Origin of the sequence: Brevibacterium sp. FME37 (genome assembly GCF_014897485.1) — a bacterium.
GTDB lineage: Bacteria > Actinomycetota > Actinomycetes > Actinomycetales > Brevibacteriaceae > Brevibacterium.
Map to the genome: position 1 here is coordinate 183,044 of NZ_JABUYE010000002.1, position 17,400 is coordinate 200,443.

The window sequence follows — 17,400 nt, forward strand, 5'->3', positions numbered from 1 at the left end:
CCCGCCGTCGTCAACTCCTTTGGCCCAAAGGCGCCGCGAACCTGAAACAATGGCATCATGGTGTGCCGAATTTCGGAGTTGCTGGTCGACTCTCATTGGCCGATCGTCATTATCGGCGCAGGTCAGGCCGGGCTCTCAGCCGCCCATTACCTTTGGCGCGACGGCCTGGTTCCAGGCAAAGACTTCATCGTCCTCGACGCTGGGGCCGGACCCGGTGGCGCCTGGCGTGAACGGTGGGATTCTCTGACGCTGGGGTCCACGAACCATGTGGCGGACCTGCCCGGGTTCCCGCTGGGCACACCCGATCCCTCAACACCTGCCTCGGCGGTGGTGTCCGACTATTACCACCGGTTCGAACGCGAGCTAGAACTCTGCGTCGTCCGCCCCGCCGAGGTAGTCACGGTGAAGTCGCCCACTCCTGGTGCCGGCCCTCTGCAGATCACAGCAGACATCGACGGTGAACGTGTTCAACTCTCTAGTCGATACCTGATCAATGCGACCGGAACCTGGACTCACCCTTATGTTCCTTTCGTACCCGGCATTGCCGAGTTCGAGGGCCGCCAACTGCACACCGCGAATTTTCGAGACGTCGAGGATTTCCGTGGTCTGAGGACATTGGTCGTCGGCGGCGGCATCTCCGCGACACAGTTCCTACTGGAGCTGTCGGAAGTCACCGAGACGTTGTGGGCCACACGCCGGCCTCCAAATTTCACCTCCCGGGCCTTCGACGGCAATTGGGGCATCGAAGTCGAACGTGCCGTGCGCTCGCGGACCTTGGCCGGCCTTGCTCCCGCCAGTGTTGTGCGCACCACGGGCCTGCCTGTTCGTCAGGATTTTCGAGACGGCGTCGAATCCGGTGTTCTCGTCTCACGTGGAATGATCGATTCGATTCTGCCCCATGGGGTCCATTTCCCAGGCAGACAAACCCAAGCACAGACGACTTCGGAGGGCCTCGGGCCCTCGGCGAGCGACCACTTGGCGCTACCTGAGTCCTGGCGGCCCTTCGAACATGAGCGAGTCGAAGACGTCGATGTCATTTTCTGGAACACCGGGTTCCGGGCAGCTCTCAACCATTTGGCGCCCTTACGTCTGCGCACACCCGAGGGCGGAATCTCCATGGACACCGAAGTCTCGGTCAAGGATGATCGACGGATCTTCCTTGTCGGGTACGGTTCGGCGAGTTCAACAGTCGGTGCGACACGAGCGGGCCGGATCGCGGCCAGAGAGCTGCTCAAAAGGCGCAAGACAGAACACCCCACGCCCACCTATGAAGGGGCTGGTGGCTCCAGGACCTGATCGGCGAAACTGACACTCGGCAACATCTGTGCGAAGAGGTCGGCCACGGACTGGTTGTGTGCCACGGTGACCATCTCGACGCTGACCTTGTAGAGTCGGCCGTTATCGGAGATCCCGGCGATAGCTCCGTAGAGCACGGACTCAGTCTGATCGATGGCGCGGACTTCCTGGCGGGCAAGCAACCCGTGGACAGTCCAATAGCCGCCACCGGAGACTGTTCCGGATGTCTCCTCCAGAATGCTCGATCGCGATTCTCCGAAGGTCTGTTCCTGTGCCGTGTCGATGATGCTCTGTGCCGTCTCACCTTCGGCTCTATAGCAGTTGACGGTGATGATGGAACCATCGTCGCGAGTGTAGAGCTGGTAACTGTCGTAGGCGAGATCATCGTTCCACCGTCCATCCATCGCCATCTGCACCTTGATCGGGCATTCTGGCCCCAGATCGACCGTCACCTCAGTCATGCCAGATGGGATCACTGAAGTGTCAGGCTCTTGGTGTGGTTCTTCTTTCGAACCGTCATTGATGCCGACGCTGACCGGCCGCGAATCACCTTCAGCTGTGCTCACCCGCAGGGCTGAGCACCCGGAGAGGGACAGACCCAGCACCATCACACTTGCCAGGAGGAGACTCCGGTACATGGGCCTGCTTTCAAATGGTGAAGTGGCACTGCGTCGACAGAGCCACTCACATAGTACCGAGTGCATCCGACGACTGCTCTGGCACATGTGTCGTGTGAGCCTTAGCCTGGGACTATGACTGAGCTTCCGATCTTCGACGACGATGAGGTCAATCGACTCCTGTGCATCGTCGCCCATCCCGATGACATGGAATACGGTGCCTCCGCTGCTGTGGCCAAATGGACAGACCAGGGAAAGCCTGTGTCCTATCTGCTTCTGACTCGTGGTGAAGCAGGAATTCGGGAGATGGCCCCCGAGAAAGTCGCTCCCCTACGCGCAGAAGAACAACGTCAGGCGTGCACGATCGTCGGAGTGGATGACCTTGAGATCCTCGATTTCCCTGACGGACTTCTTGAGCCGAGTCTTGAACTGCGGCATGCGATCGCGAGGAAGCTCCGCCAATTCAAACCTGATGCCGTGATGGTGACGAACTGGGAGCTCAACATGCCATGGGGACTTAACCATGTCGACCATCGTGCCGCCGGCATCGCGACAGTCGATGCGATCAGAGATGCCGACAATCCATGGGTCTTCACCGACCTCAAGGATGAGGGTCTCAACGCATGGAAGGCCGACAAACTGTTGGTCAACGGTGCCGACGCCACACATGCCGTGCCCCTCGACGATGATCATGTCGATAGAGCCGTGCGCTCGTTGCAGGCTCATACCGTCTATCTTGAGGCGCTGCCCGACCATCCTGCACCTGCGGACATGATCCCGGGAATCACCTCGGAAGGCGGAACACGGGCAGGCGTGAAGTACGCGCTGCCCGTGCAGGTATTCGACATGTAGGACCCGGCACGACTGAGCGGTGACCGGCTCCGAGGCGCTCAGGCGCCGAGTGCCGCAACCGCCGAGTCGTAATCCGGTTCGGTCCCGATCTCGTCGACCAACTGCTTGTGGATGACGGTGCCCTTTTCGTCAAGGACGACGACGGAGCGGGCCAACAGTCCGGCCAGGGGGCCGTCGACCATCGTCATACCGAATTCCTTGCCGAAGGCGCTGCGGAAACCTGATGCGGCCACAACGTTCTCGATGCCTTCCGCGCCGCAGAAGCGGGCCTGAGCAAAGGGCAGGTCGTTGGACACACAGAGGACTGTGGTGTTGTCCAGGCTCGCGGCGAGTTCGTTGAACTTGCGCACCGAGGCGGCACAGACTCCGGTGTCCACGCTGGGGAAGATGTTGAGCACAACTCGCTTACCAGCTGTGTCGGCCGAGCTCACTTCACCGAGGTCGTTGCCCACAAGGCTGAATGCTGGTGCCTGTGCACCCTTTACCGGGAGGTCACCTACGGTCTTGACCGGTGTGCCCTGGAATGCTGTCTTCGCCATGTTTCACTCTCACTTTCTGTCGTGATCACTGCTGTCAGTTACCACCCTACGTGAGAGGACGGACACGGGAATCGGTCGTTCAGATCCGACGTCGGCGGGCGATGAAGACCAATCCTGAACCGAGTGCGATGATGACTGCCGCGATCCCGAGCGTCGTGGCAAGTTCTGCACCGGTGCGTGGCAGGTCACCGCCGGCGTTCGCGTCCCCGCTGCCGTTGGAGGAGCTGCTGGTGGAGGAGTCCGAACCCTTGGCCGCAGCCGATGCGTTCGCAGCAGCCTCGTCGTTGGCATCGGAGTCATCCTTGGCACCAGCCGCGCCATCGTCGCCGTTGCCCTTGTCAGTGCCATCCACGGCGCCCGCGTTGCCACCGTCGGCCGTCCCGTCAGCTTCAGCCTCTGCCTGGGCGTTCGACGAATTCTCGTCATCGTCGCCGGGTTCCTGCGTGGTCGTGACGACCTTCCAGTTCTCGTCGTAGAAGGCCGTGGGGTCGACGACCTTGTTGTCTTTGACCCAGTCGATGAGGCTCTGGCGGACCTCGACCTGTTCGTTGTAGACCTCCTTCAGGTCACCGACCGGGTAGTCACCACCCCCGGACTGACGGTAGTTGTTGATCGCGAGGATGAATGTGTCATCATCACTGACAGTCTTCCCCTCTTTGTCGGTGAGGTTCTCGATTCGCTTGCCGACTGGTTTGGATACGTTGATGTCGTAGTCGATGCCTGAGAGCGCGTCGTAGTTGTAGTCGGGAATCGGGCGATCCAGGCCTTCGTCGATGGCGTTGGTTCCATTGACCGGGTCGAAGTCTGCCCCTTCTTCCGTCTGCTTGAAGTAACGAGCGGAGAACTCGAGGTAGTCCTTCAGCTGTGAACCGTTGATCTCGACGCCGCCGAGGGTGTTGTCGAAGACGTAGAGTCCTGCGACGTCGCGGATGGTGATGTCACCGGCGGGGAATTCGGCCGTGCGACTGAATGGTGAAGCTTGCGAGATGACGGGAACGTCCTTGTACTTCGTGTCAGCCAATGCGGTTTCCACCGTCTCGGACTGCACCTTTGAAATGAAGTCGAGGATCGGGGTGTCCTCATAGTACGAGTTCGAAGCGCTCATGGTCTCGGTCACGGAGCCGATCTTCGTGTTGACGTAGTCCACGGTCTTCTTGTGCTGAGAGTCGATGATGTCTTTGATCTCGGGATCCTCGGCGACGTCGCCCTGAGTGGCCAGAGGTGTGGCTTCGGGGTCGACAGTCCCCCAGTCGATGCCCATGTCCTCGAGGTCGATAGGCAGATCCACATCGGAGACCGACCGCGCCCAGTAGTTGGGCTGAGTGATGAGGGCCTTCGTCCCGTCTTCGCGGGACACGACCTGGCTGGGCTCGTTCAGATGGGTGTGCCCGGCGACGAGCACGTCGACCCCGGGGACCTTCGCGACCGAGGTGCTGACGTTCTCCTGCAGCTTCGTTGGGTCCCAGGACTGGCCTTCGGGATCCTTGCCTGAGTGGGAGAGGACGACGACGATATCTGCACCGGCGTCTTTCATCTTCGGGACGTATTCTTTCGCAGTCTCCACCGGGTCATCGAAGTGGACCTTACCGGAGAGGTTGTTCTTGTCCCAGATGCGACTGCCGGGGGTCGTCACGCCCAGCACGCCGATGGTGATCTCCTGCCCGGAGACGTTCTTCTTCACCAGGGTGTAGGGATCAAGGTGGGTCTGACCGTCATCGTCATTGATGATGTTCGCGCCGAGGAGGGGGAAGTCGACCTGTTCCTTGTATTTGGCGAGCAGGTCGAGACCATAGTTGAATTCGTGGTTGCCCACGACCTGCGCGTCGTAGCCGACGTGGTTGTACGTCTTGGCCATCGGGTGCATCTCACCGGTCTCGGTGATGCGTTCCTGTTGCGCGTAGTAATAGGTCAGCGGGGTGCCCTGGATCGTGTCGCCATTGTCGACAAGGAGCACAGAATCCTCACCTTTGGCCTCTTTGACTTCGTTGATCAGAGTGGAGGCTCGCGACATACCCAGCTCTTCCCCGTCAGGGTAGGGCGCATTGGCGAAGTAGTCCCAGTTGAGGACGTGTCCGTGGACGTCGGTTGTCGCCAACAGGGTGAGTACACCCGTGCCTGCCGCCTTGTCATCCTCTGGTGGCCCGCTGCCCAGTCCCTTCGCCGAGGCGGCCGCTGGTCCTGCAACGATGAGCGTCAGAGCCAGTGTGGACGAGGCAAGGGTACGCAAGCGCATAAGTCTCCAGATATCGTTGTGATACAGATCTCCTACTCTAATCCGAAATACAACAATTCTGAGCAAATCCTGAGCAAAATATGCACAAACTATGTTGGCTCTATTGCTCGCCGAGGCTGTCCTTCACAGTCTTCGATGCGAACGCGGACTCGATGATGATGAGAACAACGACGATTGCTGCGCCGATGACGCTGAGGAGGATCGGCAGCCACACCGGGTCGAAAGGAGCGAGCAGACCACCGGCGTCGCCAGCCGATTGCCACGGCCACAGGGCACGCAGAGACCCGAGCATCAGCCCTGCCATCGCCACCAGTGTCCACCACCGGTAGTTGTGAAGTAGGTAGCGCAGGATATTGACGAACACTGCCAGGCCGAGGAGCGCGCCGAGCCCGAACACGCCGATGTAGACGAGGTCACGGTCATTAACCGCTCTCAGCGTGGTGGCGTAGAGGCCGACTGCGAGGAGAAAGAACGATCCAGAGACTCCAGGAACGACAAGGGCACAGATGGCGATGGAGGCGACGAAGAAAACTGCGATGAGGGGCGGGTTCGAGACGTCGGATCCGCCAGCCAGGCTCGTCATCCAGAAGGCGAGTGCGGCGGCAGCGAGGAAGACTACGGCGCCGAGCAGCACTGGTTGACCGGTGCGCGCGGGCAGCATGCGCAGCGGGACAGCGATGCTGGCTGCGACGAGGCCGAAGAACAGTCCCCGGGCGAGTTCCGGGTTGGCGGTGACGAAGGCTTCCATCACCCCGGCGATGCTGAAGACCGCTGTCGCCATTCCCAGAAGCACCGGGATGACGAGGAACCAGTCAGTGCGGCGCAGTTCGGCAACGGCACCCTTCCACCGGTCGGGGCCGGTGATCACAGTCTTAGCAGCCTTGACGACATGCGCGGCGGAGTCGATGAGCTGGTCGTAGACGCCGGTCACGAGTGCGATCGTTCCACCGGAGACACCGGGGACGAGCTCGGCAGACCCGATTAGGAAGCCGCGCAGCAGGTCAAGGGGAATCAGAGTTTTGGAGCGGGAGGCTGCGCCATCGGCGGTCGCCTCTGAGTTGGAATTCGTCATAGTGTCTTCACCTTACGAGACACAGGTGCGGACATGAGCAGAAGGGTACCGCTGTCTCGGGGGTGGCCTCCTAGTCGCCGGTTGCTCCGTCGATGCTTTCGCGGATGAGGTCGGCGTGGCCGACGTGTCGGGCGTACTCCTCGATCATGTGGATGAGGACCCATCGCACGTTGAATCGATCGCCTGAGGAGGGTTCACGTGCGACAAGGGTGTCCAGGTCGTCGATGTCGGCAAGAATCTGTCTTGAGCGCTCACATGCCTTGGCGTGAAGGGTGATGAGATACTCGGGCGAGTCGTTTGCCGCACTCTCGAAATCCCAATCGCGATCGGTCTCCCAGTCGATGGCTGCCCAAGGATCTGATAGCTCCTGGCCCAAGATGTCCTCGACGAACCAAGACTCTTCGACCAGGCTGAGGTGTTTGATGATTCCGCCCAGGGTCAGCGTCGATGCAGCGACGCTTCGGCTCAGTGCAGCTTGGTCGAGTCCGCTGACTTTTCTGCGCATCACCTCGCGGTAGTAGTCAAGGAACTCCTCCAATCCCTGACGTTCGCCCGGTGCTTCGGTTGGCTCGGCCAGTTCGGCTGACTCGTCTGGTGGGAGGCTCATGTCAAACGCTCGCTTTCCTCTGTGGGTGTTTTCCGGCCGATGTCGAAGACATTGCCTTCGGGGTCCCTCAACGTCGTCCATTCGATGCCGAACTCGGTAAAGGATGCGACCTTCTCGGCCCCCAACGCCACCGCACGGTCGACATCGGCCGGATAGTTCGGGTCATCGAGATCGATGTGCAGTGGGTTCTTGCCTTCCCCACGTTCGTCGACCTGCAGGAAGAGCATGCCTGGGGTTGTTGATTCCCCGTTGTGGACTCCGCCGATGCTCGCGACGAATTCGTCCGCCCCATCGTCGAGATCTGCATTGAGGAGTTCAGCCCAGAAGACCGATTGGGTTTCAACATCGAGGCAGTCGAATGTGATGCTCAGCGAGGACAGGGACGCCATGGTTGGTGGTCCTTTCGTGATGAGGTCTGTTTGACCTCACACTCTAGACGCAGGCTATGACGCGGTGTGGGTTCCCTGACACAATTCGGGCTTCAGCTGCGTGGCTGCCTGGCCAGTTGCCGGGACTGAGCGACCAGCCGCCCGGCGGAGTCCCAGAGTTCGCAGTCTTCTTCGAACATGCCACCGGCGATATTGCGCGTGTACAGCTTTGCCTTGATCCAGCCTGGGGCTGGCACCGAGCGCAGGTGAGCTGTCAGCTCCATGGTCGGGGCCCAGTTGAAGCGGCCCAGGTCGAACATGACAGGTGGGAATGCGTCTAGAAATGCCAAGAGCGACAATGCATCCGGCTCCGTCCCGTCGGCCAGACGGATCCACCCCTGCAGCAGACCGCGTCCGCTGGGTCGACCAACTGCGAAGCCAGCGGTCTCGGGATCGAGCCTCATATCGTAGCGTTTGACCAAGGGAGCGGATTCGACGAAGTCTCCGGGCGCCTCGGCGATGCTGATGCACTGTTCCGGGTCCGGCAGCTCTGGTGGGACCGCAGTCGTTTCTACATCGTCGGGCAGACTGCCCAGACTGCCCATTGTCGCTAATGCGGTGATCTTAGGTGCATTGTTCTGCGCCATATCCACGGCGAAGGTGGCACTGGATCGGCCTTCGTGGATCAGGCGTGTGGTGATGTCGGCTCGGCCTCCCCGGCTGGGGCCCAGATAGTAGGTGGAGAGCACCAAAGGGTCGGGAGAGTTCGGACTGTTGCTGCGCAGAGCCTGAGCGGCAATGCTGAGGAGATATCCCCCGTTGACTGCTCCGGCTACACTCCACTCCCCGTCGAGTTCAGCGCTGAAGCTGGTCTCGGACTGACGTTCGACAGCGATAGCGGAGGCGAATTCGCTGAGTCGCGTTTCGTTCACATTCGTTTGGCTCATGTGACTCACATTACCAAGAACTGAACAAACGTCCGGTCAGTGATGTCGGTTGACGTGCCGTTCGTTGCCGCGGCGGTAGTTGCCGGTGGCCCGAGCAAGCAGCTGCTGGTCGGAATCATTGCTGACGCCGAGCTTTGGAATCAAAGCAGACGCCTTCTTGCCACCGAGCTCCATCACAGTTCGACCGCTGCGGGTAATGACGAGCATTCCGGATTTCGTGATGCGGTAGTCGAACGGATCGTCTTCGAGGCCCACTGCCAACACTCCCCTGCCCTCATCTATCCGGTTAGCCTGGTGACCATGAGCATATCCCTGTCACGCCTCGATCCCAACGGTGCCGATCGTTCCAGCCTCATCGAATTCTTCACCAGCAACGACTTCCCGTTCCACGTTCACGCCGAGCCTTGGACTGTTGCTAAGGCAGTGGAAGTCATCGGTTCTGGCGTTCTTCGCAATCAAGAGAATGAAGCATTCTGGCTTCGCCATGACACCTTGGGCGTCATTGGCTATGTCCGCCTGGAAGATCTTACCGATGACACACCCATGTTCGATCTGCGTTTGGGCAAGGAGTTTCGCGGACGAGGTCTTGGCATCGCGTGTCTGCGCGCTGTCACGGATCATGTATTCACGACCCTGAACGTCGATCGGTTCGAAGGTCATACTCGCGATGACAACATTGCTATGCGGTCCACCTTCGTTCGGGCGGGCTGGTCGAAGGAAGCACACTATCGACGAGCCTGGCCCGTACGAGGTCAGGCTCCCAGAGACTCGGTCGCCTACGCCATTCTGCGCGAGGAATGGGAGTCTGGGTCATCGGTCGATGTCCATTGGCACGATCTCCCAATGTTCACTCCCCATGTCGAGGAAGACGTCGAATTCACGTCGAACTCTGTATCTGAGGCCACAGAACTTGTCGATCTATATCGTTCGGTGGGCTGGACGGCATACACACAGAACCCGGTCACCCTGCGCTCGAGCGTGCTGTCCTCGGCTCATGTCGTTTCCGCTCGGCTTAATGGCGAGCTAATCGGCTTGGCGCGCGTCGTCAGTGATTTCGCTTCGATCGTCTACCTACAGGATGTGCTCGTCCACCCTAACCACCATCGCCGAGGTGTCGGTCGGCAACTCGTCACCCGTGTCCTCGCTCCGTTTGGGGCAGTCCGGCAGAAGGTCCTGCTCACGGATACCGATCCCGGACAGACGGCGTTCTACGATTCCCTGGGATTCGCCGAAGCATCCGCGGCCGGCAGGTCAGACGTCCGCGGATTTGTGAAGTTGTAACCTGAAGCTGTGGCTATAAGAAGAACACCCCTGGTCCGAAGACCAGGGGTGTTCTTGTGTGAACCCTCAAACGATCATTGGCTGATCGGGTGAGCTATGTTCAGTTCTTCTTGTTCCGACGCATGGTCAGGACTACTGCGGCTCCACCGACAACAAGGAGTCCAGCACCGGCAGCAAGGCCGGTCAGTTCAGCACCGGTGCGAGGCAGATCGGATCCACCGTCTCCACCGTCACCGTCGTCGCTTCCGCCGCCGTTGCCATCTTCATCGGCAACTACGGTGAACGAGCCGGCAAGTGCCTTTTCATCATCCGTGTCGTTGGCTCCGGTCACCTGCACGTCATACTTGCCCAGATAGGCCGAAGGATCAGTTGCGTTGGTTCCGTAGATCGAGAAAGCGGCGACGCCGTTTTCGTTCGCGGTCTCGTCGAGGGTGATGCCCTCAACATTTTCCGGACCGGCGACTACCTCGAGAGAGACGTTTTCGCCCTCTTCGAAGCCCTCGACCGTGATCTGCACGCCCTTGTCCTTCTTCACGAAGTCAGAAGCCGCAACTTCCTTAGGCTCGATGGAGATCTTGCGCTCGGCCGGAGCCTCGCCGTCCTTCGATCCGTCGGAATCAGAGTTGGATTCTGCATTCTTAGCGTCTGCAGCTGCACCAGCGTCCGAGTCGGCGCCTGCATCAGATTCTGCACCCGAATCCGCATCAGCGGTTGCACCGTCAGTATCGGCGTCTGCTTCTTCAGCGGCAGCTTCCACGGTCACGGTGAACTCAGTTGGGTCCGAAGTACCGGCATCAGTGGTCGCGGTAGCAGTGTATGCGTACTCGCCAGCTTCTGAAGGAGCTTCAGCGGTGAAGTTTCCGTCGGCGTCAGCCGTGACAGTCACAGTGCCTTCTGCTGCAGCCTGAGCCTGGTTCGACGACTGTTCGCCGTTGGCGGCGACAGGCTTCCAACCTAGCTTCACCTTGGCGTTGGCTTCGGTCTTGCCGGTGATCTGGCCGCCTTCGTCAACCTTCTGGTCGTCGACGACTGGCGCTTCAGGTGCTTCCGGAGCATCGGAGTCGGCGTCTGCGTCCTTGCCGTCGGCCCCAGCGTCAGCCTCTGCGTCCTTGGCGTCTGCGTCAGCTGCAGCTGATGCGTCAGCGTCTTTGCCGTCGGCACCAGCATCTGAGTCAGCGTCCTTCGCGTCGGCACCAGCATCTGAGTCAGCGTCCTTCGCGTCGGCACCAGCGTCAGCATTTGCATCGTCGTCGCCTGGAGGCTCTTCGTTCGGATCAGTCAGCTGGAAGTCGATTCCGGACTGCTCCAGCGAGTAGTCAAGGTCAGCAACCCAGCCCCACATGAAGGTCTCGCCACCGACGGTAACGGGGTCAGGGACGCCACCCGAAATGACTCCCACAGCCGTATTGCCCTGGAACACTCCACCCCCGGAGTCACCAGGCATAGAGAAGTCGTTTCCGACTGCTGAGGTCACACCAAAGCCATGAACCCAGCGGTCACCAACGGTCTGATAATCAAAAGGCCATAGCTCGTCAGCGGCAACTTCACCACTCGTCAGACCAGTGGTGCGTCCCGACTTTTGGACTGCTCCGGAAGTGTGAGCACCGACCTCTGTGATTTGAGTCGTTGACCCTGAAAGGTCATTGGTCGAAGCGGACTGCCAATCAGTAATCTCAGGCTTGACATTGTATTTATCACCGACGTTGATGACAGCAAAGTCGATGTCGTCTTCGTTCGCCTCGTCAGGGTTATCCGGGTCAGTCGCGACGCTCCCGAATTTGTTGAAGCCCCATTCGCCCAACGGTCCGATGTTCTGAAGATCGTATCCGCCCTCCTCGTAGTCCCCGGTGACTGCGGGGGCTGTTGAAGGCAGTTCAGAGTCCAGTGGGGTGACAAGATTGCCTGGAGCGTCGTCCTCTGCACAGTGTCCCGCAGTAAGGACGAGCTTCTTGCCGTCTGCGTCCCAACCGGCAAATCCAGTCGAGCATGCGCCCAGGAAGCCTGGCTGGCTGGGAATTTCAGACAGGTAGCCCATGCCGCCAACTGCGTCATTCTTCGCGTAAGGCTCGGCGGCTTTCATTCCGGAGACTACTTCGACGCTTTCAGCGCCGTACTTCTTCTTGAGATCCTTGATCTCCTTCGAATTAACGTCAGCCTCTCCCTCAACACCGAGGTGGAGAGTCTTAGTCTTCTCATCGAAGCCAAAGGCGTTGACGACGTCAACGTTCTTGGCAGCCTTCACAGCCTGCTGCTCAGTCAGGACTTGCTGAGGGCCGGCTGCAGCTGGGCCTGCGACGAACGCGCCGCCCAATCCGAGTGCCGCAGCGGCGGTCAGTGCCAGCGAACTCTGCACGAGTTTCTTCTGCATAAATTTCCGTTTCTCTTATCAGGAGCTTGCAACATCACAAGTTGATGACCTTGGTCACGGTAAGGTTACGGGCTGCATACAGCGACTACCAAGAAAGTACCCCTCAAGCTGTGAACTAAATGAACGAAACAACAGGCGTTGCCAAAATGATTTCCTCTCGCTTTCGACACACCCGTTGTACCCACACAAACACAGAGTGCCCCTGGTCCGAAGACCAGGGGCACTCGCGTGAGCTCTCAGACGATCATCTGCTGATCGTGTGAGTCAATTCAGTTCTTCTTGTTCCGACGCATGGTCAGAGCAACTGCGGCTCCACCGACAACGAGGAGTCCAGCACCGGCAGCAAGGCCGGTCAGTTCAGCACCGGTGCGAGGCAGATCGGATCCGCCATCTCCACCGTCACCGTCGTCACCGTCGTCCTTGTTGCCATTGTCGCCGTCATCGCTTCCGCCGCCGCCGTTGCCGTCTTCGTCTGCAACAACGTTGAACGAACCGGCAAGAGCCTTCTCATCATCCGTGTCGTTGGCACCGGTGACATCTACGTCGTACTTGCCGAGGTAGACCGAAGGATCGGTCTCGCTCGTGCCGTAGATCGAGAAGGCAGCAGCACCGTTCTCGTTCGCGGTCTCGTCGAGGGTGATGCCTTCGACATTCTCAGGACCGGAGGCGACCTTAAGAGTCACCTTCTCGCCCTCGTCGAAGCCCTTGACCGTCACGGTCACGCCCTTGTCTTCCTTCACAAAGTCAGAAGCGACGATCTCTTTGGGGTCAACGTTGATCTCGCGCTCGACTGGTGCAGGAGTCTCGGACTCGTCTTCCTCTACAGTCACCTCGAACTCGGTGGTCTTAGATTCCTGACCATCGACAGTCGCGGTAGCTGAGAAAGCGTATGTACCTTCAGCCGTGGGCCCTTCGATCTCGAAGTTTCCATCCTTGTCGGCCTTGACCTTCTCGGATCCGTCTTCAGCTGCCTGGGTACCCTTGGCTGCTTCCCACTTGACCTCAACTTCGGCGCCAGCCTTAGCCTTACCTGTCACATCACCCTTGGGCTCAATGGTCTGGTCTTCGGCCTTGGGAGCGGCAGGTGCCCCAGGGGTCTCTTCGCTCGGCTTTTCGACATGGAAGTCGGTGTCGGACTCCTCCAGGGAGTGATCGAGGTCAGCAACCCAAGTGAACGAGGTGGTGGGGTCAAGGTCTCCGCCACCGGAGATGACACCGACTGCGGTGTCGCCCTGGAACACTCCGCCACCGGAGTCGCCCGGCTGCGAGAAGGGCTTGTCGATCGGTGCGGTGACACCGAATCCGTGAACCCAACGTCCGCCGACGTTCTGGTAATCGAAGTCGTAGTCCTTGCGGGGCAGAACTTCGCCTTCCGTCAGGCCGGTCGTGCGGCCGGACTTCTCGATGGAGCCGTCTTTGTGAGCTCCGACCTTGGCGATGTCGGATGTGGACTTCGACAGGTCCTCGGAGTCAGCGCTCTTCCAGTCGGTGACACCGCTCTTGGCCTGGTACTTGTCCTTGTCGACATTGATGACAGCGAAGTCGATGTCGGATTCGCTAGGCTCTGGCCACTTCTTCTCGTCGTCACCTTTGAGGAGGTCACCGCCGAAGTTGGTGAAGCCCCACTTGCCGATGACTCCGTTGCCGGACTGCTTGAAGCCTTCGCCGTCGTTCGCAGGAGCGCTCGAAGGCTGCTCGGTCTCATTGACCGTGGTCTTGCCGTCGAACTCGTTGGTCTCTTCGTTGATGATCTGGGCGCAGTGACCAGCGGTGAGGACGATTGGGTTGCCATCGCCGTCCCAACCGGAGAAACCGGTCGAGCATGCTCCGCCGGCCTCGCCGGCCTTGAGCAGGTAGCCGGCTCCGCCGACGAGATCGTTCTTTGCGTAGGGTTCGAGTTCCTGAACGCCGGTCGTGACCTTGACGTTGTCGAACTTCTTTTCGAGATCTTTGATCTCGTCGGTCTTCTTCTCAACACCGAGGTTGAGCTTTCCGTCCTCAGAACCGTAGGCGTTGACGCCTTCGATGTCGGATAGTGCCTTCTGCACCTGTGCGTCGCTCTGCACATCCAGCTTCTGCGGGGCGTCGGACGCCATGGCAGGGGATGCGACGAACGCACTGCCGAGACCGAGCGCCGCTGCGGCGGTCAGTGCCAGCGAACTCTGAACGAGTTTCTTCTGCATACTCTTGGGTTCCCTTGATCGGATTCATGTTGTGTCTGCCTGTGCTCTCTTCGTCCCGCACCTGAAGAATCGTGAGGACGTTTCTGAGAACAGTCTTTCAACCACGTGAAAGGTTACGGTTTGGCAACGATGCGAAGCAACCACAATGCGTGTTGCTGGTGAACACAACTTACAAAAGCTGAATCTGTACCCTGTCTGCGGAGTTCTCCATGGACCTGTCAAGGCAGGCCGTTATGATCGGTGCATGCTCAACCTCACTGCAATCAGACCTCCAGCTGCGTTCGGTCGTGTCATGGGAATCGCGGTGCTCGGCCTCGTACTGCCCCTCGCCGCGTGCGGGACTGGCTCCGAACCCAGCGAACCGACCAGCTCTGCGTCCACGGAATCCAATTCGCCCACTGACTCGGCCGATGCCGATGCGCTCGACCCCACCGGGAAGTGGACGTCTCCAGAGACCGGAGATCCGTTCCTCGAGTTCACCGAGGACGGACAGGTGAAGGGATCCGATGGCTGCAACGCGATCAAGACGACGTGGGAAGTCGACGGGGACAAGGTCCTCATCACCTCCTTCACTTCGACCCAGAAAGCCTGTGCAGGCGTGGATCCATGGCTGTCCAAGGCCGCATCGGCAACCATCGAAGGAAACGTCATGAAGGTCGCCGATGCCAGCGGCAAGGTCGTCGGCGGACTGGAGAAGGAGAAGAAATGACGCAGCAGATCAACGGTAAGTGGGTCAGCACCAAGGAAGGATCCTCCGCGTTCCTCCAGTTCGACGAGGATGGAACGTTGACCGGCAGCGATGGTGGAAACCGAATCGCAACCACATGGGGTGCGGAAGACCCAGGAGCGGTCATCAAGCCCTTCGCCACCACCCAGCGCGCCGTCATGGGCATGGAGGCCTGGGTGGGGCGCGTTCACCGCGTTGAGGCCGAAGGCGACCTGCTCACCGTCTTCGATCATGGCGGCAACCACCTCGGCGAACTGGTCAGGGACACCGGTTCGATCGAACCCGACGAAGGACATTAAATGGCCGGCGGTCTGTTTGCTCTCCTCGACGATGTGGCGGCACTCGTCAAGCTCTCGGCGGCCAGCCTCGATGATGTTGCCGCGGGCGCATCCCGTGCAGGAGTCAAGGCCGCAGGCGTCGTCGTCGACGACGCGGCAGTGACACCGAAGTTCGTCGAAGGGGTCGATCCCAAACGGGAGCTGCCGATCATCCAGCGCATCGCCATCGGCTCGCTGATCAACAAGGTCGTCATCATCCTGCCGGTCATCCTGCTGCTCAGCGAATTCCTGCCGTGGCTGCTGACTCCGCTTCTGATGGTGGGCGGTACCTACCTGTGCTTTGAAGGTGCGGAGAAGATCTTTGAGAAGTTCGGGTGGATCCAACACCACGAAGAGCCGAAGAAGGAATCCAAACACGGCAAAAAGGACGATGCCAACGCCGAGAAGAAGATCGTCCGCTCAGCCATCACCACTGACTTCGTGCTCAGTTGCGAGATCATGGTCATCGCCCTCAACGAGGTGACAAGCGAAGCTCTGCTCCCCCGAGCCATCATCCTCCTGCTTGTTGCTCTGGCGATCACCGTCGGCGTCTACGGTGCTGTCGGCCTCATCGTGAAGATGGACGACATCGGTCTGAACATGGCCCAGAAGGACAAACCGGGCACACAGAAGACGGGCCGGTTCCTCGTCAAGGCGATGCCCAAGCTGCTGGGCGGGCTCTCAGTCATCGGCACCTTCGCCATGCTGTGGGTCGGCGGACATATCATCCTCGTCGGCACAGACGAACTCGGCCTCCACGTCTTCTACGACTTCGTCCACCACCTCGAAGAGCCCGTGGCCATGATCCCGGTCGTTGGCGGATTCCTCGGCTGGTTGGTCAACACCTTCTTCTCGCTCATCCTCGGTGCCGTTTGGGGAGCCATCGTGGCAGGAATCGCCGTCGGCATCACTGCACTGATGAAGTCCGGGCACAACGACGGCAAGGAGCCCTCCGTCCGGGACACGAAGACGAACGATGCGAAGACAAACGAAGCGAAGTCTATTGCGGACCCGGTCTCACTTGCCAATCACGGGGCAGGACCTAAGCCGAACTACGCGCCCGGCCAGGCCAAAGACGCCTCGGACAGCTGAGTCCTATTTCTCCAGCACGTCTTCGATACTGCTGGCATTGAGAGTCAGCGGTCGGCGAAGGTCTTCTTCGGCTTGCCGGGAACGATCATGGGTGCACCGGTGACGGGATCGTCGATGACGGTGCAGTCGATGCCGAAGACCTGGTGCACCAGTTCTGTCGTGATGATCTCCGCCGGTGCTCCCTGGGCGACGATCGCGCCTTTCTTCATCGCGATGATCTCATCGGCGTACCTACACGCCTGGTTGAGGTCGTGGAGGACTGCGACGAGGGTGTGTCCGTGTTCGTTGTTGAGCTGCGAGAACAGGTCGAGCAACTCGATCTGGAAGGCCAGGTCGAGGAACGTCGTGGGCTCGTCGAGGAGCATCAGCGGCGTCTCCTGCGCCAGGACCATCGCCACCCATACCCGTTGCCGCTGGCCTCCCGAGAGCTCGTCGACCTGGCGTGCGGAGAGCTCCTCGGTGTTTGTTGCACGCAGAGCCGAGAGCACAGCGACTTCGTCTTGATCGGTCCACTGTTTGAGGAACGACTGGTGCGGGTGACGTCCGCGTGCCACGAGTTCTCCGACGGTGATGCCGTCGGGGGCGATCGAGGTCTGCGGGAGCAGACCTAAGCGCTTAGCGATGTGCTTCGTCTTCAGCTTGGCGATATTTCCCCCGTCGAGGAGCACCGTCCCCTTCGCCGGAGTCATCAACCTCGCCAGTGCCCGCAGCAGGGTCGACTTGCCGCAGGCGTTGGGTCCGACGATGACGGTGAATTTGCCGGGTGCGATCTCGACGTCGAGGTCGGCGATGACTTGGCGATGGTCATAGGCGAGGTCGAGATTCTGGGCTGCCAGCGGCGCCTGGGTCGAGGTCGCCTTATCAGTCATAACAGCCTTATCAGTCGTGTCGGATGAGATGC

At 59.9% G+C, this 17,400-nt stretch carries 17 protein-coding genes; 6 read left to right on the top strand and 11 right to left on the bottom strand.

The genetic code is table 11. The annotated features are described in order from the left end of the window. Window positions 1–57: 57 nt before the first annotated feature. Window positions 58–1,296: an NAD(P)-binding domain-containing protein gene (locus INT29_RS02975; protein ID WP_193070686.1), complete on the top strand. Its 1,239-nt coding sequence runs from the start codon at window positions 58–60 to the stop codon at window positions 1,294–1,296. On the opposite strand, the gene INT29_RS02980 is transcribed toward INT29_RS02975, so the two are convergent. Further along, a complete protein-coding gene (locus tag INT29_RS02980; protein WP_226831073.1) occupies window positions 1,266–1,757 on the bottom strand; it encodes a hypothetical protein in 492 nt (163 codons plus the stop codon). The genes INT29_RS02975 and INT29_RS02980 overlap by 31 nt on opposite strands. Window positions 1,758–2,048: 291 nt before the next feature. On the opposite strand from INT29_RS02980, the gene INT29_RS02985 reads away from it, so the two are divergent. Then, the gene (locus tag INT29_RS02985; RefSeq protein WP_193070687.1) at window positions 2,049–2,765 is read left to right on the top strand and encodes a PIG-L deacetylase family protein; all 717 of its coding nucleotides are present in this window, start codon (window positions 2,049–2,051) and stop codon (window positions 2,763–2,765) included. Between the two features lie 38 nt (window positions 2,766–2,803). Here INT29_RS02985 and tpx read toward each other — a convergent pair whose 3' ends face one another. From tpx to INT29_RS03020, 7 genes are all read right to left on the bottom strand, one after another. Next, on the bottom strand, window positions 2,804–3,304 hold the full coding sequence (tpx, locus tag INT29_RS02990) for a thiol peroxidase (protein ID WP_193070688.1): 501 nt from the start codon (window positions 3,302–3,304) through the stop codon (window positions 2,804–2,806). 79 nt (window positions 3,305–3,383) lie between these two features. Next, window positions 3,384–5,537, bottom strand: a complete 2,154-nt coding sequence (locus INT29_RS02995; protein WP_193070689.1) for a 5'-nucleotidase C-terminal domain-containing protein — start codon at window positions 5,535–5,537, stop codon at window positions 3,384–3,386. 100 nt (window positions 5,538–5,637) lie between these two features. Further along, window positions 5,638–6,609, bottom strand: coding sequence for a DUF368 domain-containing protein (locus tag INT29_RS03000; protein ID WP_193070690.1), 972 nt, complete (start codon window positions 6,607–6,609; stop codon window positions 5,638–5,640). 70 nt (window positions 6,610–6,679) lie between these two features. Beyond that, a complete protein-coding gene (locus tag INT29_RS03005; protein ID WP_193070691.1) occupies window positions 6,680–7,216 on the bottom strand; it encodes a DinB family protein in 537 nt (178 codons plus the stop codon). After that, on the bottom strand, window positions 7,213–7,605 hold the full coding sequence (locus tag INT29_RS03010) for a VOC family protein (protein WP_101569878.1): 393 nt from the start codon (window positions 7,603–7,605) through the stop codon (window positions 7,213–7,215). The genes INT29_RS03005 and INT29_RS03010 overlap by 4 nt, the downstream gene beginning before the upstream one ends. A 92-nt stretch (window positions 7,606–7,697) precedes the next feature. After that, the gene (locus tag INT29_RS03015; RefSeq protein ID WP_101569877.1) at window positions 7,698–8,531 is read right to left on the bottom strand and encodes a thioesterase family protein; all 834 of its coding nucleotides are present in this window, start codon (window positions 8,529–8,531) and stop codon (window positions 7,698–7,700) included. A 36-nt stretch (window positions 8,532–8,567) separates the two neighbouring features. Further along, complete coding sequence (locus INT29_RS03020; protein ID WP_226830781.1) at window positions 8,568–8,795, bottom strand: hypothetical protein; 228 nt, start codon at window positions 8,793–8,795, stop codon at window positions 8,568–8,570. Between the two features lie 36 nt (window positions 8,796–8,831). Between INT29_RS03020 and INT29_RS20535 the strand changes: the two genes are divergently transcribed. Next, on the top strand, window positions 8,832–9,812 hold the full coding sequence (locus tag INT29_RS20535; protein ID WP_319020825.1) for a GNAT family N-acetyltransferase: 981 nt from the start codon (window positions 8,832–8,834) through the stop codon (window positions 9,810–9,812). Between the two features lie 100 nt (window positions 9,813–9,912). Here INT29_RS20535 and INT29_RS03035 read toward each other — a convergent pair whose 3' ends face one another. Together INT29_RS03035 and INT29_RS03040 are read right to left on the bottom strand one after the other, a co-directional pair. Further along, on the bottom strand, window positions 9,913–12,180 hold the full coding sequence (locus INT29_RS03035; protein WP_193070692.1) for an LPXTG cell wall anchor domain-containing protein: 2,268 nt from the start codon (window positions 12,178–12,180) through the stop codon (window positions 9,913–9,915). Window positions 12,181–12,449: 269 nt separating this feature from the next. Beyond that, on the bottom strand, window positions 12,450–14,363 hold the full coding sequence (locus INT29_RS03040) for an LPXTG cell wall anchor domain-containing protein (protein WP_193070693.1): 1,914 nt from the start codon (window positions 14,361–14,363) through the stop codon (window positions 12,450–12,452). Between the two features lie 244 nt (window positions 14,364–14,607). Between INT29_RS03040 and INT29_RS03045 the strand changes: the two genes are divergently transcribed. Genes INT29_RS03045 through INT29_RS03055 form a run of 3 tightly spaced genes read left to right on the top strand, consistent with a single transcriptional unit; the run spans window position 14,608 to window position 16,499 of the window. Continuing rightward, window positions 14,608–15,072: an META domain-containing protein gene (locus INT29_RS03045; protein ID WP_101569873.1), complete on the top strand. Its 465-nt coding sequence runs from the start codon at window positions 14,608–14,610 to the stop codon at window positions 15,070–15,072. Then, on the top strand, window positions 15,069–15,389 hold the full coding sequence (locus INT29_RS03050) for an META domain-containing protein (protein ID WP_101569872.1): 321 nt from the start codon (window positions 15,069–15,071) through the stop codon (window positions 15,387–15,389). Before INT29_RS03045 ends, INT29_RS03050 begins: the two co-directional genes overlap by 4 nt. Beyond that, window positions 15,390–16,499: a DUF808 domain-containing protein gene (locus tag INT29_RS03055; protein ID WP_101569871.1), complete on the top strand. Its 1,110-nt coding sequence runs from the start codon at window positions 15,390–15,392 to the stop codon at window positions 16,497–16,499. It begins immediately after the preceding gene. Between the two features lie 44 nt (window positions 16,500–16,543). On the opposite strand, the gene INT29_RS03060 is transcribed toward INT29_RS03055, so the two are convergent. After that, entirely contained in the window at window positions 16,544–17,368 is an 825-nt protein-coding gene (locus INT29_RS03060; RefSeq protein WP_193070694.1) for an ABC transporter ATP-binding protein, read from the bottom strand. Window positions 17,369–17,400: the final 32 nt, after the last annotated feature.

Bases quoted from the DNA above. Each gene is read 5' to 3' on its own strand.
- INT29_RS02975 (WP_193070686.1), top strand. From the start codon at position 58: ATGGTGTGCCGAATTTCGGAGTTGCTGGTCGACTCTCATTGGCCGATC.
- INT29_RS02980 (WP_226831073.1), bottom strand. From the start codon at position 1,757: ATGACTGAGGTGACGGTCGATCTGGGGCCAGAATGCCCGATCAAGGTG.
- INT29_RS02985 (WP_193070687.1), top strand. From the start codon at position 2,049: ATGACTGAGCTTCCGATCTTCGACGACGATGAGGTCAATCGACTCCTG.
- tpx (WP_193070688.1), bottom strand. From the start codon at position 3,304: ATGGCGAAGACAGCATTCCAGGGCACACCGGTCAAGACCGTAGGTGAC.
- INT29_RS02995 (WP_193070689.1), bottom strand. From the start codon at position 5,537: ATGCGCTTGCGTACCCTTGCCTCGTCCACACTGGCTCTGACGCTCATC.
- INT29_RS03000 (WP_193070690.1), bottom strand. From the start codon at position 6,609: ATGACGAATTCCAACTCAGAGGCGACCGCCGATGGCGCAGCCTCCCGC.
- INT29_RS03005 (WP_193070691.1), bottom strand. From the start codon at position 7,216: ATGAGCCTCCCACCAGACGAGTCAGCCGAACTGGCCGAGCCAACCGAA.
- INT29_RS03010 (WP_101569878.1), bottom strand. From the start codon at position 7,605: ATGGCGTCCCTGTCCTCGCTGAGCATCACATTCGACTGCCTCGATGTT.
- INT29_RS03015 (WP_101569877.1), bottom strand. From the start codon at position 8,531: ATGAGCCAAACGAATGTGAACGAAACGCGACTCAGCGAATTCGCCTCC.
- INT29_RS20535 (WP_319020825.1), top strand. From the start codon at position 8,832: ATGAGCATATCCCTGTCACGCCTCGATCCCAACGGTGCCGATCGTTCC.
- INT29_RS03035 (WP_193070692.1), bottom strand. From the start codon at position 12,180: ATGCAGAAGAAACTCGTGCAGAGTTCGCTGGCACTGACCGCCGCTGCG.
- INT29_RS03040 (WP_193070693.1), bottom strand. From the start codon at position 14,363: ATGCAGAAGAAACTCGTTCAGAGTTCGCTGGCACTGACCGCCGCAGCG.
- INT29_RS03045 (WP_101569873.1), top strand. From the start codon at position 14,608: ATGCTCAACCTCACTGCAATCAGACCTCCAGCTGCGTTCGGTCGTGTC.
- INT29_RS03050 (WP_101569872.1), top strand. From the start codon at position 15,069: ATGACGCAGCAGATCAACGGTAAGTGGGTCAGCACCAAGGAAGGATCC.
- INT29_RS03055 (WP_101569871.1), top strand. From the start codon at position 15,390: ATGGCCGGCGGTCTGTTTGCTCTCCTCGACGATGTGGCGGCACTCGTC.
- INT29_RS03060 (WP_193070694.1), bottom strand. From the start codon at position 17,368: ATGACTGATAAGGCGACCTCGACCCAGGCGCCGCTGGCAGCCCAGAAT.